The 15,240-nt window shown below is 64.4% G+C and carries 15 protein-coding genes; 6 read left to right on the top strand and 9 right to left on the bottom strand.

The annotated features are described in order from the left end of the window. Positions 1-176: 176 nt before the first annotated feature. The gene (locus JQ507_00290) at positions 177-539 is read left to right on the top strand and encodes a hypothetical protein (GenBank protein ID QRI73122.1); all 363 of its coding nucleotides are present in this window, start codon (positions 177-179) and stop codon (positions 537-539) included. A 20-nt stretch (positions 540-559) separates the two neighbouring features. Here the strand turns inward: JQ507_00290 and JQ507_00285 are convergent, their stop codons facing one another. Next, a complete protein-coding gene (locus JQ507_00285; GenBank protein QRI73121.1) occupies positions 560-1,030 on the bottom strand; it encodes a GFA family protein in 471 nt (156 codons plus the stop codon). A 163-nt stretch (positions 1,031-1,193) separates the two neighbouring features. On the opposite strand from JQ507_00285, the gene JQ507_00280 reads away from it, so the two are divergent. Continuing rightward, positions 1,194-1,568: a nuclear transport factor 2 family protein gene (locus JQ507_00280; GenBank protein QRI70023.1), complete on the top strand. Its 375-nt coding sequence runs from the start codon at positions 1,194-1,196 to the stop codon at positions 1,566-1,568. A gap of 107 nt (positions 1,569-1,675) precedes the next feature. Then, complete coding sequence (locus JQ507_00275; GenBank protein ID QRI70022.1) at positions 1,676-3,283, top strand: Na+/H+ antiporter; 1,608 nt, start codon at positions 1,676-1,678, stop codon at positions 3,281-3,283. Between the two features lie 61 nt (positions 3,284-3,344). Here the strand turns inward: JQ507_00275 and JQ507_00270 are convergent, their stop codons facing one another. From JQ507_00270 to ispG, 6 genes are all read right to left on the bottom strand, one after another. Further along, complete coding sequence (locus tag JQ507_00270; protein QRI70021.1) at positions 3,345-4,685, bottom strand: Rieske 2Fe-2S domain-containing protein; 1,341 nt, start codon at positions 4,683-4,685, stop codon at positions 3,345-3,347. A gap of 124 nt (positions 4,686-4,809) precedes the next feature. Further along, complete coding sequence (locus JQ507_00265) at positions 4,810-5,409, bottom strand: DsrE family protein (protein QRI70020.1); 600 nt, start codon at positions 5,407-5,409, stop codon at positions 4,810-4,812. Positions 5,410-5,446: 37 nt separating this feature from the next. Further along, entirely contained in the window at positions 5,447-6,082 is a 636-nt protein-coding gene (locus JQ507_00260) for a hypothetical protein (GenBank protein QRI70019.1), read from the bottom strand. Continuing rightward, positions 6,079-7,125: a C4-dicarboxylate ABC transporter substrate-binding protein gene (locus tag JQ507_00255; GenBank protein ID QRI70018.1), complete on the bottom strand. Its 1,047-nt coding sequence runs from the start codon at positions 7,123-7,125 to the stop codon at positions 6,079-6,081. The genes JQ507_00260 and JQ507_00255 overlap by 4 nt, the downstream gene beginning before the upstream one ends. A gap of 583 nt (positions 7,126-7,708) precedes the next feature. Then, a complete protein-coding gene (locus tag JQ507_00250) occupies positions 7,709-8,602 on the bottom strand; it encodes a TauD/TfdA family dioxygenase (protein QRI70017.1) in 894 nt (297 codons plus the stop codon). A gap of 248 nt (positions 8,603-8,850) precedes the next feature. Next, entirely contained in the window at positions 8,851-10,140 is a 1,290-nt protein-coding gene (gene ispG, locus JQ507_00245) for a flavodoxin-dependent (E)-4-hydroxy-3-methylbut-2-enyl-diphosphate synthase (GenBank protein ID QRI70016.1), read from the bottom strand. Between the two features lie 319 nt (positions 10,141-10,459). Here ispG and JQ507_00240 point away from each other — a divergent pair, with 319 nt between their 5' ends. After that, positions 10,460-11,335, top strand: coding sequence for a sulfurtransferase (locus JQ507_00240; GenBank protein QRI70015.1), 876 nt, complete (start codon positions 10,460-10,462; stop codon positions 11,333-11,335). 341 nt (positions 11,336-11,676) lie between these two features. On the opposite strand, the gene JQ507_00235 is transcribed toward JQ507_00240, so the two are convergent. Further along, complete coding sequence (locus JQ507_00235) at positions 11,677-12,633, bottom strand: DMT family transporter (GenBank protein ID QRI70014.1); 957 nt, start codon at positions 12,631-12,633, stop codon at positions 11,677-11,679. A gap of 220 nt (positions 12,634-12,853) precedes the next feature. Then, on the bottom strand, positions 12,854-13,342 hold the full coding sequence (locus JQ507_00230; protein QRI73120.1) for a transcriptional repressor: 489 nt from the start codon (positions 13,340-13,342) through the stop codon (positions 12,854-12,856). A gap of 149 nt (positions 13,343-13,491) precedes the next feature. Between JQ507_00230 and JQ507_00225 the strand changes: the two genes are divergently transcribed. Together JQ507_00225 and JQ507_00220 are read left to right on the top strand one after the other, a co-directional pair. Continuing rightward, the gene (locus JQ507_00225; GenBank protein ID QRI70013.1) at positions 13,492-13,986 is read left to right on the top strand and encodes a MarR family transcriptional regulator; all 495 of its coding nucleotides are present in this window, start codon (positions 13,492-13,494) and stop codon (positions 13,984-13,986) included. Further along, positions 13,979-15,154, top strand: a complete 1,176-nt coding sequence (locus JQ507_00220) for an HlyD family secretion protein (GenBank protein QRI70012.1) — start codon at positions 13,979-13,981, stop codon at positions 15,152-15,154. The genes JQ507_00225 and JQ507_00220 overlap by 8 nt, the downstream gene beginning before the upstream one ends. Positions 15,155-15,240: the final 86 nt, after the last annotated feature.

The following is a 15,240-nucleotide window of genomic DNA, read 5'->3' as shown; positions in this document are numbered from 1 at the left end:
CCATGTCACCCTGACTGTTAGTCGACGAGACGGACCGCCGGTTCGGATTTGGCCGGGCACGAGATTTGGTGCACGATCCGGACAACAAGAACAGACGCACGGAGGACGTGATGCAGGGCACCAGCGCGGCGGTTCCATCCGCCAGACCCGGCAAGATCGGCGGCATGATCGGCAGCATGGCCCGAAACCTCCTCGCCCTCGCGCTGCTGGCCGGCTGCGCCGCGGGCTGCGGCCTGGTCGACGCCGTGTTCGACGGCTTCAAGCACGCCAAGGCCGTGGAGAACGATCTGGTTGCGATGGTCGGGGTCAAGCCGGCGGTCGGGTTCAACTGGCACAATGGCCGGCTCACATCGGTGACCGTCACCTTCCCCAGCCTGCTCCAGGACAAGCCGTTGCAGCAACTTGCCGTCGCCGCGCGCGCGGCGGTCGGCAAGGAGTTCAAGCAGCGCGCCGACGATGTCGTGCTCGCCTTCTCGCTGGGGCCGTCCGAGACGCCGGCGGCACAAGTCGACCAGGCTCAGGACAAGAACCTGCCTTGAGCGGATTTATTCCCCGCCATTTATTCCTCACCTTGCGTCACGTGCTCCTGATATTGCGGCAGGTCGTCCAGTATCGCGTACCACGGCGCCTTGGAGCCGACGAAGATATGGGCGGTCGGCCGGATCGAAGGCGGCTCGCGCAGCGTACCCATAGTGACATGGGCATAGGCGCCGTTACGGACCTGCGAATAGAGCAGCGACCCGCAGCGGCCGCAATGCGCGTCGTGGGTGATCTCATCGCCATAGATCAGGAGGCGGTCGGCGCCGCGTGTGACGGTAAATTTTTTGCGGGCAATCCCCGCGAACGGCTTGAACGCCGATCCCGTGGCGCGCCGGCAGTTCGAGCAGTGGCAATTCAGCGCATAGGCAAACGCGTCGGCCACCTCGTAGCGCACGTCGCCGCAGAAGCATTCGCCGGTCAGGATGATTTCATTCGAATTTGCAGATGCGGTCACAGCTTGCTCCTCACGCAGAATTTTGCCGCCGGCCATGGCGCGATGCGGCGGTTCGCGGCTAGATTGCAGAGCCCTTTCCATTCCGATTGAATCGGAACGGGCTCGCGATCCTCGTTTGACGCGTTCCTCACGCGAACCGGTACCCGCTTCGCTCGAAAACGCTCCTGTAGACCAAAACCCCTGCCGGGAGGACCAACCCATGAGCCAAGATCGATCCACCGTCGAGAACGTCGTGCAAACCTATTTCGACGGCCTCTACGAAAGCAATGCCGACAAGCTCGCCGAAGCCTTTCATCCAAGCGCCGATCTGCGCTGGGTAGAGAAGGGCGAGCTGAAGGTCCTGACCGTGCCGGACTGGCTCGCTCTGGTGCGCAAGCGCACGTCGGCGAAGGCCGAAGGCAAGCCGCGCGAGGACTTCATCGTCACCATCGACCGCTCCGACGACAACACGGCCTTCATCAAGGTGCGTTGCCAGCTGCCGCCGCGCTACTTCACCGACTACCTCGTCGCCATGAAGCTCGCCGACGGCTGGCAGATCGTCTCGAAGTCCTACCGCTACGACCTCAAGGACTGACCGCCGCTCCCGCCGCGTTTCCACGACGGCTTTGTGACATGCCCAAGCGGCCCGGCTCCGGCCGGACCGCATTGACTGGCGCTGGTTTCCGGGCGAATTGAGCCGTTATGGAAGCCAAGTTTCAGATCTTTCTCAGCTTGCTCGGCGTGCTGGCGGGAACCGCCCTGGTTGCGCGGCGGACCGATGTCGCGCCGGCGATCCTGCTGCTCCTGGTCGGCGTGGTGCTCGCCTTCGTGCCGGGCATGCCGTCGCTGGAACTGCCGCCCGAGCTCGTGCTCCTGGTGGTGCTGCCGCCGCTGATCTATTCGGCGAGCGTCGCGATGAGCTGGCGCGAATTCAGGGCCAATCTGCGGCCGATCATCCTGCTGTCGGTCGGCTGCGTGATCTTCACTGCCTTCCTGGTCGCGGCGGCGACCCACTATCTGATCGGCCTGCCCTGGAGCGTCGGCTTCCTGCTCGGGGCGATCGTCGCGCCGCCGGACGTGGTGGCGCCGCTCGCAATCGCCCGCAAGCTCGGCATGCCCCGCCGCATCCTGGTGATCCTCGAGGGCGAGGGGCTGGCCAATGACGCGACCGCGCTGATCCTCTACCGCTTCGCGCTCGCCGCCATCACGACAGGGCTGTTCTCGCTGCCGAAGGCGACCGGCACCTTCCTTGTGATCGTTGCCGGCGAGATCGCGTTCGGCACCGCGGTCGGCTGGCTCAGCCTGCGCGCCCGCCGCAGAGCCCGGGATCCGCAGGTCGAGATCACGCTGTCCTTGATCACGCCCTATCTCGCCTACTGGATCCCCGAGCATTTCGGCGGCAGCGGCGTGATCGCGACCGTCGCCTGCGGGCTCTATATGAGCTGGAACGGACCGCTATTGATCTCGGCCGCGACGCGCCTGCAAGGCATCTTCTTCTGGGATTTGATCATCTACCTGATCGAGGGCCTGCTGTTCCTGCTGACCGGCTTCCAGATGCGCTCGCTGTACGAGAAGTCGAAGTCGTTTCCGCTGCACGACATCCTGACCGCCACGGTGCTGGTCGCAATCATCGTGATCGTCGCGCGCTTCCTCTGGGTGTTTCCCGGCACCTATCTGCCGCGCTGGATCAGCCGGCAGCTCCGCGACCGCGATCCGCTGCCGTCGTGGCGGGCGGTGTTCGTGGTTGCCTTCACCGGCGTGCGCGGCGCGGTCTCGCTCGCCGCGGCACTGGCGCTGCCGCTGACACTCCCGAATGGCGACGCCTTTCCGTATCGCGACCTGATCCTATTCGTCGCCTTCGGCGTGATCTTCGTGACGCTGGTCGGGCTCGGCCTCACCCTGCCGCCGGTGGTGCGCTGGCTCGGCCTCGCCAAGGACGGCCGAAGCGAGCATATCGCCGAGCACGAGCAGGAGATCGCGGCGCGGCGCGAGGCGCTGAACGCCGCGCTGAAATCGCTCGATGCGATCACCGACGACCGCGAGCTCTCCGACGAGGTGGTCAAGCTCTTGCGCTCGCGCCACGAGATCCGCGTCAACCAGCTGCCCGACACGCTCGACCCCGAAAAGCACGACGCCTCCGCGGCCGGCACCGCGCTGACCCGGGAACTGATTTCATCCGAGCGCAAGTTCATCCACATGCTGCTGCGCGACGGCAAGATCACCGACGAGACCAGGCGCCGCATCGAGCGCGACCTCGATCTGGAGGAAGCGAGCCTGTCCAACCGCGAGTATCGAAAGATACCGCTGTAGCCCCGCTGTAGCGCGCCACCTCCACATGGCGTCCCAGTGAAGGCCGGGACGACCGAGGAGGTTATTCTGCCGCCGTCTGCTTTCCGGGACCGCCGACGAAGCCTGCGGGATCGCCGAACCGCTCGACCATCACGGCGGTGAGATCCTTGGCCTTGCTGGTGACGCAGGCGCCGGAGCGCACCGTGTAGCGATCCTGGTGCGCGGCATGCGGCGGCGCCTCGCCGTTTTGCAGCGCGCGGGCCGCCTCCATCATCAGCTTGCGGAAATGCATGATGCCGAGATCGGTCGGGCCGAGATGCTCACGGGTGCGGTCGGCGATCGGGCCCTGGCTGTCCTGCACCGCGGCGTCCTGCTCGGAGACGCCCTTGATGCCGGTATAGCTCCTGGTCCGCTGCAGCTTGCGATCGATCAGATAGTCATTCGACTTGTTGCGCAGCGGCACGTAGTTCTCGTCGACCACGGCCATCACGCCGTTGCCGTTGGCGTAACCGTCGCGCTCGGCGTCGGTCAGCGGACGTTCGGGATTCCATGCATAGGTGTAGATCCAGCAATTGGTGTCGGTCACCGGCACGAAGGTCTGGCCAAACATGTTCTCGCCCGGCATCGAGCTCGGCGCGTAGCTGTGGAACGGCATCAGGAACTGGGCAATACGCCAATAGATGTTGTCGCTGCCGGTGAGCCGCCCGCCCGCGACCGTCAGCCCCGCGTCGTGCGGATTGATCTTGATCACCGGCCGCGGGTCCTCGGCGATCCAGCGCATGTGATCGGTCGCGACCCGCGTCAGCGGGTTGACGAAATGCTTCTTGATGTCGAGGATCTCGTTCTCCTCCTTCTCGAAGGAGAGATGCGCGAAGGTGAAATGCGCGGTGTCGATCGAGCCTTCCACCGCCTGCACCCAGTTGCAGTCCTGCCATTTCTTGGTGACGAAGCGGTGCGAGGCCGGCAGCAGCGCCATCTCCAGCGCGGGCAATTCCGGCATCTGATCGACCGGGCCCATATAGGCCCAGATCATCTCGCCCCATTCGCGCACCGGATAGGACTTGATGCGGATCAGGTCCTTGGCGTTGAGGTCCGGATACGAGGTCGGCATGTCGACGCAGCGGCCGTCGGTGTCGAACTTCCAGCCGTGATAGACGCAGCGGATGCCGCATTCCTCGTTGCGGCCGAGCCAGAGATTGGCGCCGCGGTGCGGGCAGTATTGATCGATGACGCCGACCACGCCCCTCGAGTCGCGGAAGGCGAGCAGCTCCTCGCCCATCACAACGATCTTCTTCGGATCGCTGTCCGGCTCCGGCAGCTCTTCCGACAGCAGCACCGGAATCCAGAACCGGCGTAGCAATTCGCCCATCCCCGTTCCCGATCCGGCTTCGGTGAGGAACCTGTTGTCTTCGGCGCGGAGCATGGCGTTTCCCCGGGTTGTTTTTTGATTTTCCCGGAGCTTGGCGTAGCGGATGCGGAACGTCAATGCGATTGGCGGCGCGGTCGGCCCAGCTCAAAGCGGGTTCAAGGCAGTCCGGTCCTCCGGCTCACGGCTTCACATAGGCCCATCCCTTCTCCTGCAACTCCATCACGCGCACGACGCCGGACTTCACGACTTCCGCCTGCTTGATGATCGGAATCGACTTGTTCTCGGCCTTCTGCATCTTCTCCTGGGTATTGCCGCAGGCCTTGAACGACACTTCGGGTGTACTGAGGGCCATTTCCTCGATGCGGGCCTTCACCGGCGAGGTATCCTCGCGCAGCATGTGCAGGCCCGGGCCGAACGTGACCACCTCGATCTGCACCTTCTCGCCGAGCCCTTTGTAATACTCGGTCACGTTGGTTGCGTTGTTGAGCGTGAGATTCATGGCGGCCGCATCATTGCTGTTCACCTGCAGGACCAGACGATGCTCCTTGCCTTTCGGCGCCACCGGATCGTGCATGCGCGCATACGCGGAGCGCTTGCGTATTTCGGCCGCGGTTCGCTGCCTTTCTAATTTATGAATGTCGCTCGCCCGGTAAGTTGCAGGCTGCTCGCCCGGTACCCAGTACTTTCCACCTTGCTCTGCCGCCGCCAATGGCGTGGAAGCCAGCACAGCGATAGCAACCATCGCAACAAATTTCGCAACAGATTCAAAATTGCACATCAAACATCTCCCTCTCGAAAATCGGCAGGCAAAGTTCTCAATTACCGGGCCTCGCGACGGCGAGCGGCCATTTGCAGACCGCGGCCATCCTCGCGCGCATCGCGTCCAGCCCCGCGAGCGAGAATGTTGCATCCTGGGCAACCCCGGCACCGCGGGAGAGGTGGACGGCAAGCACCGCGTGATCGGGAAGCGATTGCAGCAGGCGAACCACATCGCCGGCGACGGCAACGCCGGAACCGACCGCCGGCACGGTTGCCGCGGCCTGCACCGGCGGACCGTCGTTGATGCGGTAGGAAATCGCATAGCCGTCGCCGCGGCCCGAGATGGCGGGTCCCGCGAACGACAATTCGGTCCGCCCGCCACGGCACCGGATCGACAGTTTCACGGACGAATCGACCGAATCGGACGTCGTCGCAGTGGCGATGGGTGAATAGTCGACCGGCGACGTCGTCTCGCTGACCGTCCAATTGTTCGTTTTCGACACCTCGCGGCGAGCCGGAACAGCAGCATGCGACAGCTTGTCGAGGCACTCCAGGCGCGCTTCGCGGTCGAGCTGAGCACAGGCGCGCAGCTGTGCCATGGGATCTGTCATCCCATCTTCCACCCCTTGCGCCAGGGCAACGCCGTTGATGACGGCGACTGCCACGACAAGCGGGGCGGAAAGCCTGGTCATTGCGATGCCCGTGCGGTCGACGACTGCCGATCGAGCCACGCCTGCGCGGCGGGAAAGCGCGCGAGGCCAGGCACGGTCGCTCCGAGATTGATCGATTTCCATTTCGGATCGAAGCCGGGTCCCTGCAGCTTGTCGATCCGCGAGAACAGATGATCGACGAAACGGGCAACGCGCTCGAAGCGGTTGGTGTTGGCCGCCCAATTGAACGCGACGAGGGCGGTCGGCACGGCGATCGTGGCGACATGATCGCCCTGCTTGATCAGATTTGGGTAATCGGCCGCATCGAGTGCTGACGGCAGATAATAGTCCTCGAACTTGCTGTCATACGGGACCGGCAGGAACTTGAAGCCCGCTTCAAATCGGCCCTTCACGAAGGCATCGACCGGCTTCGAGGTGATGAACACGACGGCCGCCATCTCGCCCTTCCGCATCTGATCGAGCGCGACCTGGTGCGGAATGAACGTCTTGTCGATGTCGATGCCGAGGCGACTGAAGATCAGCGGACCTGAATAGGCTGCCGCCGTACCCTGGCTGTTGAAGTTCACCTTCTTGCCGGCGAGGTCGCTCAGGCTCTTGATCTCCGGACGAACGAAGATGTGCAGTTCGGACGGAAACAGGTTCAGCACGTAGGTGATCCGCCGCTGGATATCCGGCACCTGGCTCTTGTATTCCTCGAGCGCGTCGGAATTGATGATCGCAGCGTCGATGCCGCGCAGATACAGCAGCGAGTTCAGGTTCTCCACGGGCCCCCGCGTCACCACCGGCAGGACGTGCAGATTGTCGCCGTCGTCGACCACGCGGGCCATCTCCGCGGCGAGGCGGATCGGCGCGCCCTCGAGCAGGCCGCCGGCGAGACCCACCGTCCAGGCGTTCATGGCCAGGGCTTCGGGCCTCGGCTGGGGCGGCTCGGCCCGGACCACGCGCGCCTTGTGAGGCTGGGCATTTTGCGGCCGCGCATCCGTCGGCGACGGCTGCAGCGCCGGGAGCAACGACGGCACGGCTGCGAGCAGGAACAGCAGGCGCAATCGGGTAGACCTTCTCATCGACCAGCTCCTTTGCACGACATCACGTCAGCGCGTTCGCCCTTGCTGCGAGGATCGTTCGATCAACGCAGCGCCTCGAATCACGCCTTTGCCTCCTCGATTCCACCGGCCTCCGCACCGCATTGCTGTTCTGTCCGGCAGGACCGGCGTCATTCGCGCGGTTTGTCCTTGCTTGTGCAAATTGCAGGGAATTGCTGGCGATGCCGTTGGGTCGCGCTGCGACGCCGGAACGCGGCACATCCGGACAACACGTCACCGCCAGGGCTGCTGCGAACCATCGGGGAGCCGTGGAGCGCATCCTCCTCGGAGGAACTAGCCCTTGATCCGATTTGACGCGCGCATCGGTGCTCTCACAAGGCGCGTTCCCGACATCATTTCGAATGACGGTGCTCTCATGTGTCCGCACGTTCAGTATCACCTGCCTCATGGTGATATCGCCCATTCTGATCCGGCATCATACGGCGCAGGGGCTAACGGATACTATGACCCGCAAGGATTACCCCTGATACCGCGCAGCCTTGAGCCAGGCCGAAGCATTGAGCTCAGCCGCAGTCGGCGTCACGGCGTAAGGCAGGTGCTGCGCTTATACCGGCCGTTCGCCCTTCACGGTCACGCGGGTGCCGGAGCGGGTGTGCGGCCAGTAATCCCACATCGCGCGGTGCTGGGCGCAGCGGTTGTCCCAGAACGCAATTGCGTTCTCGGTCCAGCGGAAGCGGCACTGGAACAGCGGGTTCTCGGCGTGCTGGTAGAGATAGGCCAGCATCGCATCGCTCTCGTCGCGCGGGATGCCGACGATGAAGCGGGTGAAGCCGCGATTGACGTAGAGCGATTTCTTTCCCGTCACCGGATGGGTGCGCACCACCGGATGCTCGGCGCGGGGATATTCCCGCTTGTCGGCGACGCCGTAATTGGCGTACAGGCCGCGATAAGTCTGCTCGCCGTCATGCAGCGCGGTCAGCCCGTCGAGATAGGCCTTCATACGGTCCGACAGCGCCTCATAGGCGGCGTACATGTTGGCGAACAGCGTGTCGCCGCCGCGCGGCGGGCATTGCTTGATGTAGAGGATCGAGCCCATCGGCGGCTCGAGATCGCAGGACACGTCGCTGTGCCAGCCTTCGCCATTGGCGCGCGGCGAATCCTTGTCGGCATAGATTTTCATCAGCGCCGGATCGCCCTCGTTCGGCGCGGCCGGATGGACATGCAGCTCGCCGAACTTGCGGCCGAAGGCGAGGTGCTGCTCGGGGCTGATGTGCTGATCGCGGAAGAAGATGACGAGGTTTTCGGCGAGCGCACGATGGATCTCGTCCATCTGGCGGTTGGAGCGCGCATCGTCGCCGACCAGCCTGGCGATATCGACACCGGAGATCTCCGCGCCGATGATCGGCGTCAGCTTCTCGACGCCGATGGTCTCATAGGGCTCGGATTGGTCGGCGAGATGGCGATAGCGCGGGCCTTGCTTGCCGGACAATGAGCTCATGGGCGGTCTCCCGATGGTCTTGAAGGGGAGCATGGTAGCGCTCATCGACGGAAGCGCAATCGCACGGCAAACATACCTGTCGTCCCGGACAAGCGCAGCGAAGCGGAGCGCAGATCCGCGACCCGGAACCACGGGACTGGGTTTTGCGAAGACTCGCAATTCGCATCTTGCGCCACGACGACGGCCTGTGGCTATGGGTCCCTGCTTTCGCAGGGACGACACCGAGGATCGGCTACGAGCGGAATGAACTACTCAGCGGCGCCCGCCGGCTCCGGCACCTTGGCGCCCGCGCCATACTTCTGGTCGATATAGTCGATCACCAGCGCCTTGAAGTCGGCGGCGATGCCGGGACCGCGCAGGGTGCGGAACTTCTTGCCGTCGACAAACACAGGCGCAGCCGGTGCTTCGCCGGTGCCGGGCAGCGAGATGCCGATATTGGCGTGCTTGGATTCGCCGGGGCCGTTGACGATGCAGCCCATCACCGCGACGTTGAGCTGCTCGACACCGGGATACTTGGTCTTCCAGGCCGGCATCTCGTCGCGGATGAAATCCTGGATCGAGCGCGCCAGCTCCTGGAACGTGGTCGAGGTGGTGCGGCCGCAACCCGGGCAGGCCGCAACCAGCGGCACGAAGGTGCGGAAGCCCATCGTCTGCAGCAGTTCCTGCGCGACCTGCACTTCCAGCGTGCGGTCACCGCCTGGCTCCGGCGTCAGCGAGATGCGGATGGTGTCGCCGATGCCCTGCTGCAGCAGGATACCGAGCGCGGCCGACGACGCCACGATGCCCTTCGAGCCCATGCCGGCTTCGGTGAGGCCGAGATGGATCGCATAATCGGAGCGGCGCACGACTTCCTGATAGACCGCGATCAGGTCCTGCACGGCGGAGACCTTCGCCGACAGGATGATCTTGTTCTTCGGCATGCCGAGCTCTTGCGCGCGGGCCGCCGATAGCAGCGCCGACTGCACCATCGCCTCACGCGTCACCGCGCGGGCGTCGCGCGGGTTCGGCGACGCGGTGTTCTCGTCCATCAGCTTGGTGAGCAGCTCCTGGTCGAGCGAGCCCCAATTGGCGCCGATGCGCACCGGCTTGTCGTTCTTGTTCGCGATCTCGATGATGTCGGCGAACTGGGTGTCGCGCTTGTTCTTGAAGCCGACATTGCCGGGATTGATGCGGTACTTGTCGAGCGCCTCGGCACAGGCCGGATACTCGGCGAGCAGCTTGTGGCCGATATAGTGGAAGTCACCGATCAGGGGCGTCGTGATGCCGCGCTTGCGCAGGCCGTCACGGATGTGCGGCACCGCGGCTGCCGCTTCCTCGCGGTCGACGGTGATGCGCACCATCTCGGAGCCGGCGCGGGAGAGCGCGGCGACCTGGGCGATGGTGCCGTCGATATCGGCGGTGTCGGTGTTGGTCATCGACTGCACGACGATCGGCGCACCGCCGCCGACGGCAACATTGCCGACCATGACCTGCGTGGTTTGGTGCCGCGGCGCGGGACCGGCGACGTCGTCTTGCGGCAAAATCTCGGGCTTGTTCATGGCGTCTCGAATATCAGGTTTTGGTGACATTCACCAAGGGGGCGATGGGCCTCGCGCATAGCAGGCCAAGCGGTGATGTTTCGGAGTGAATTCAACAGCTTATGCCGCCGATTGAGGCCAAACGCAAGCCATGCAGCGGCGTCCTGCATACCTAGGCTATATTGGACCGAATTGGGGTGAATCAAAGGGCAAAGTGACAGCTTTTCATGTGACCCGGCGCACTTCTTTGGTTTGAGCATGACCTTTTCGAAAAACCGGTAGCCACTTTTTCGGGTCATGCTCTAGCATCCAGTTAAGGGCATATCGGGAGGACGTGAAAATGGCCGACTATGGCGAGCTGATCACCACGGCGGAACTCGCCGAGATCCTGACCCGGCCCGAGCTGCGGCTGTTCGACTGCACGACCTATCTGGAGCCGGCGCCTGCCGGCAGCAACATTCCCTATATCGTCGTCTCGGGCCGCCAGACCTTCGAGGCGGGCCACATCCCGGGCGCCAATTTCCTCGATCTGCAGGCCGAATTCTCCGATGCCCGTACCGAGCTGCGCTTCATGATGCCACCGACGGCGCAGCTCGAGGCGGCGTTCGGCCGGCACGGCATCTCGGCTAGCAGCCGCGTCGTGCTCTATTCGATCGGGACTGCGATGTGGGCGACACGTTTCTGGTGGATGCTGCGTTCGCTGGGCTTCGAAGGCGCCGCGGTGCTCGACGGCGGCATCGACAAATGGACCGCCGAGGGACGCGATATCGAGACCGGGCTCGCCGGCGGCTATCCGCCAGCGACGTTTCCGGCGCGGCCGAAAGACGGCCTATTCATCGATAAGCACGACGTGCTCGCCGCGACCACCGAGAGCGACACCGTGATCGTCAACGCGCTTGGCCCGCAATTCTACAAGGGACTGGAGCCGAGCCGCTACGGCCGGCCCGGCCGCATCCCCGGTAGCGTCAGCGTGCCGGCGGCGTCGCTGATCGACGCCAAGCACAAGACGTTCGTGCCGCTCGAAGAGGCCGAGGCAACCTTCGCCGCGCAGGGCATCACCAAAGACAAGCGCGTCATCGCCTATTGCGGCGGCGGCATCTCCGCGACCATCGACCTCTTCCAGCTGCATCGGCTCGGCTACGACAATCTCACGCTCTATGACGGCTCGATGGGCGAATGGGCGAAGGATGCGGCGCTGCCGATCGAAGTGGGGTAGCGGAGGGGGTGGTGCCTCCTCCTTCGTCGTCCTGGCGAAAGCCAGGACTCATAACCACCGAATTTGCTTGTGAACGGGAACGCGGCCCCAGCGTCGCGCGACAACCGACATTTGGGGTAATGGGTCCTGGCTTTCGCCAGGACGACACTGAATGTCGGGCGCGCTGACGAGGCACACATCCGTGTTTTTGGATGTCGGGGAAGCTATCGTAGGACGACACTTTTTCCTCATCGTCATTCCGGGGCGTGCGAAGCACGAGCCCGGAATCCATCGGGCCGCATCGTTCGTGGATGAATGGATTCCGGGCTCTCGCTTCGCGAGCCCCGGAATGACGGGAGAGGTTACGCCGGCACGTTCGGGTCGGGCGTCAGCTTCGGGTCGGGCTTGTTGACCAGATAGAGCCCCGCGATCACCAGCAGCGCGGCGACGCCGAACACCGGGGTCAGCGTGTCGTGCATGATGAAATAGGCTGCGACGACGCCGAACAGCGGGGTGATGAAGGTGAAGGCCGACAGCTTGCTCGCCGAATAGGTCTTCACCATCGCAAACCAGATCACGAAGGTGCAGCCGACCACCCAGACCGCCTGATAGGCGAGCAGCGAGATCGACAATGCGCTCGGCACGTGCTCGATGCGCTCGCCTGCGATCCAGGCGGCAAGCCCGAGGATCGGGATCGAGATTGCAACCTGATAGCCGAGCGCCTTCTCAGGCGCGGCCTTGCGCAACTGCGTGCCCTTGGCGACCAGCGTGGTCGCCGCCCACAACGCGCCGCCTGCGACCACCATCAGGTCCCCGAGCAGCACCTTGGCATCGACATTGGGCTGCGGCACGCCGATCGCAAGCGCGACGCCGGCAAAGCTCAGCGCCAGCCCGCTCCACTGCACGGTCGAGAGGCGCTCGCCGAGGAACTGGTGCGAGCCGAGCGCGACGAAGAACGGCGCGGTGTAGAGGAAGACAGAGGCGCGCGAGGCCGAGGTGAAGACGAGGCCGGTGAAGATCAGCACGAATTCGCAGCCGAACATCAGCCCGGCGATGATGCCGGGCACGAGCGTGCCGTCGCGCTCGAAGAATTTGACGCCGCGCAGATGGCCGACGATCAGCATCACCGGCAGCGCGCCCGAGGAACGGATCAGCGCCTGCAGCATCGGCGGCACGTCGGGCAGCGCGAGCTTGACCGCGAGCTGGTTGAAGCCCCAGCTCACGCACAGCATCAGCATCAATGCGATGGCGCCGGGCGGCAGCCCGTGCCCGACGCTGACGGGCCTCGTGCCGCTGGCGGAGATCGCTTGGGTCGACATGTTTCCTCGCAGGCCGGCTTGCTGCCGTGTTGTTGTTTAGGAGGTGCTCGTTGTCATCTCACCTCTCCCGCTTGCGGGCGAGGTCGGCGCGTAGCGGCGGGCGGGGGCTCTCTCCGCCATGCGACTCGTGGAGAGAGCCCCCACCCCAGCCCTCCCCCGCAAGCGGGAGAGGGGGCACAGCGCCTTCGTGGTCAGCGTTTGCGTGAATTGCATCAGCGCATCACGTCTTCTGGCAATGCGCGCAGGTGCCGGCGATCTCGACGACCGAGAGCTTCGGGATGAAACCCGAGGCGCGCGCCGCCGCAGTCAGGCTTTGCGCGACGGGCGCGGCCGGAATCTCGCCGACCGAGCCGCAATGGTCGCAGATCAGGAACGCGACCATCGAGGTCTCGTCATGGTCGTGCGCGCAGGCGAGGAAGGCGTTGCGGCTCTCGATGCGATGCACGAGACCGTTTTCCATCAGGAAGTCGAGCGCCCGATAGACGGTAATCGGTGCCGGCCGCGGCATTGTCTTGGCCAGTTCGTCGATCACCTCATAGGCGCCGAGCGGGCGATGGCTCGACAATAGCGCCTGCAGCACCTGACGCCGGATCGGGGTGAATTTCTGCCCACGGCGCGCACAGACCTGCTCGGCATGCGCCATCGCGTCCGCGGCGCAGCGGCCGTGATCGTGGTCGGGGGCAGGAAATGTCGGCTTGGCCAGGCTCATTGCCTCGATATGTAGCATTTTCGCGCCCGTTCCCATAGCCCGGCCCCACCCAATACCCCGCCGCTATGCAGCCATGTGTGCAATGCGGAGCAGCCCTCCGTTAACCCGACGTGCAGGATTAATAAGCAAGCTTATTATATGCCAAGCTTATGGAGGCACGATCGATGCGCGGTTCCGTGGACACGGAGTTCATGTTTACGCTGGGCGAGCTGTTCCGGCTGATCCGCGTCTATGCCGACAAGGAGGCCGCGCGCTACGGCATCACCCGCGCGCAATGGGCCGTTCTGTCCAAGGTGGAACGCCAGGAGGGATTGAAGCAGACCGAGCTCGCCGAGCTGCTGGAGATGCAGCCAATCACATTGACGCGGCTGATCGACAAGCTCTGCGACAATGGCTGGATCGAGCGCCGCAGCGACGAGAACGACCGCCGCGTCAACCGCCTCTATCTGAAGAAGGCCGCGCGCCCGTTGCTCGGGAAGCTCGCTGGCCTGCGCTCCGAACTCACCGCGACCGCGCTCGAGGGCATCAGCCCCGCAGACGCGCATCGCCTGCTCACTCAATTGGAATCGATCAAGGAAAACGTTCGCAATGCCATCCAAAGCCCAGCCGGCGAGCCCTCCCGAAAAGAGCAGCGCTATGGCTGAACCCATCCTCAAACTGGCCCCCGAGCAGAAGGGCAATCCGGGCGAGCCTGCGCCGGCCGGCAAGGCCAGCCGCGCGCCGCACCGTCGCCTGATGGCGGGCCTGCGGCGCTATCGCCGCGTGCTGCTGCTAGTCGTGCTGCCGACCGTTGCGGTGATCGCCGGCGGCGTGTTCTATCTCAATGGCGGGCGCTATGTCGGCACCGACGACGCCTATGTCGGCGCGCAGAAGGTGCTGATCACGCCGGAGATCTCCGGCAAGATCGACAAGATCGTCGTCAAGGAAGGCCAGCACGTCAAGAAGGGCGACGAGCTGTTCGAGATCGATCCGGTGCCGTTCCGCCTCGCGGTGGACCAGGCCAAGGCGGCGCTCGACCAGACAAGGACCACCTATGACAACCTGGTCGACAACATCAAGATCAACACCAGGATGCTGGAATTTGCCCAGCAGAGCATCGAATTGAAGAAGCGCGACGTCGATCGCAAATCGACACTCGCCAAGCAGAATTTCGGCTCGCAGCTCGATCTCGATAACGCCGCCAACGCGCAAGTCACCGCCGAGAGCCTCGCGCAATACGTCAAGCAGCAGATATCCAAGGACAAGACGCAGCTGCTCGGCGATGTCGAGCTGCCGATCGAGAAGTTCCCGCCCTACGCCCAGGCCAAGGCCAAGCTCGACGACGCGCAGCGCAATCTCGACCACACCGTGCTGCGGGCGCCGATGGACGGCGTCGCGACCCAGGTCGACCAGATCCAGCTCGGCCGCTTCGTCACCGCGGGCGCGCCGGTGTTCTCGGTGATCGACGTCGATCATCCCTGGGTCGACGCCAATCCGAAGGAAAGCGATTTCACCTATGTCGCGGTCGGCCAGCCGGTGACGCTCGACGTCGACGCGTTCCCGAACCACGAATTCAAGGGCAAGATCGGCTCGCTGTCGCCCGGCACCGGCGCGCAGTTTGCGATCCTGCCGCCGCAGAACGCCACCGGCAATTTCGTCAAGGTGGTGCAGCGCGTGCCGGTGCGGATCTATTTCGACGAGAACGATCCGTTCGTGAAGAAGCTGAAGGCCGGCATGAGCGTCTACGCGACGATCGACACCAACCACCGCCGCACGCTGGCGGGCCTGCTCGGACTGCGGTCGGCTGCCGCGCACCCGGACCACGAGGACTGAGATGGAGCAAGATCGAAGCCCAGCGCGCCACCTCTCCCCTTGTGGGAGAGGTCGGATTGCATCGCCAGATGCAATCCGGGTGAGGG

It is taken from the genome of Bradyrhizobium sp. PSBB068 (genome assembly GCA_016839165.1).
GTDB lineage: Bacteria > Pseudomonadota > Alphaproteobacteria > Rhizobiales > Xanthobacteraceae > Bradyrhizobium.
The sequence above is the reverse complement of the archived record's forward strand: the minus strand, read 5'-3'. Positions and strand labels throughout refer to the sequence as shown.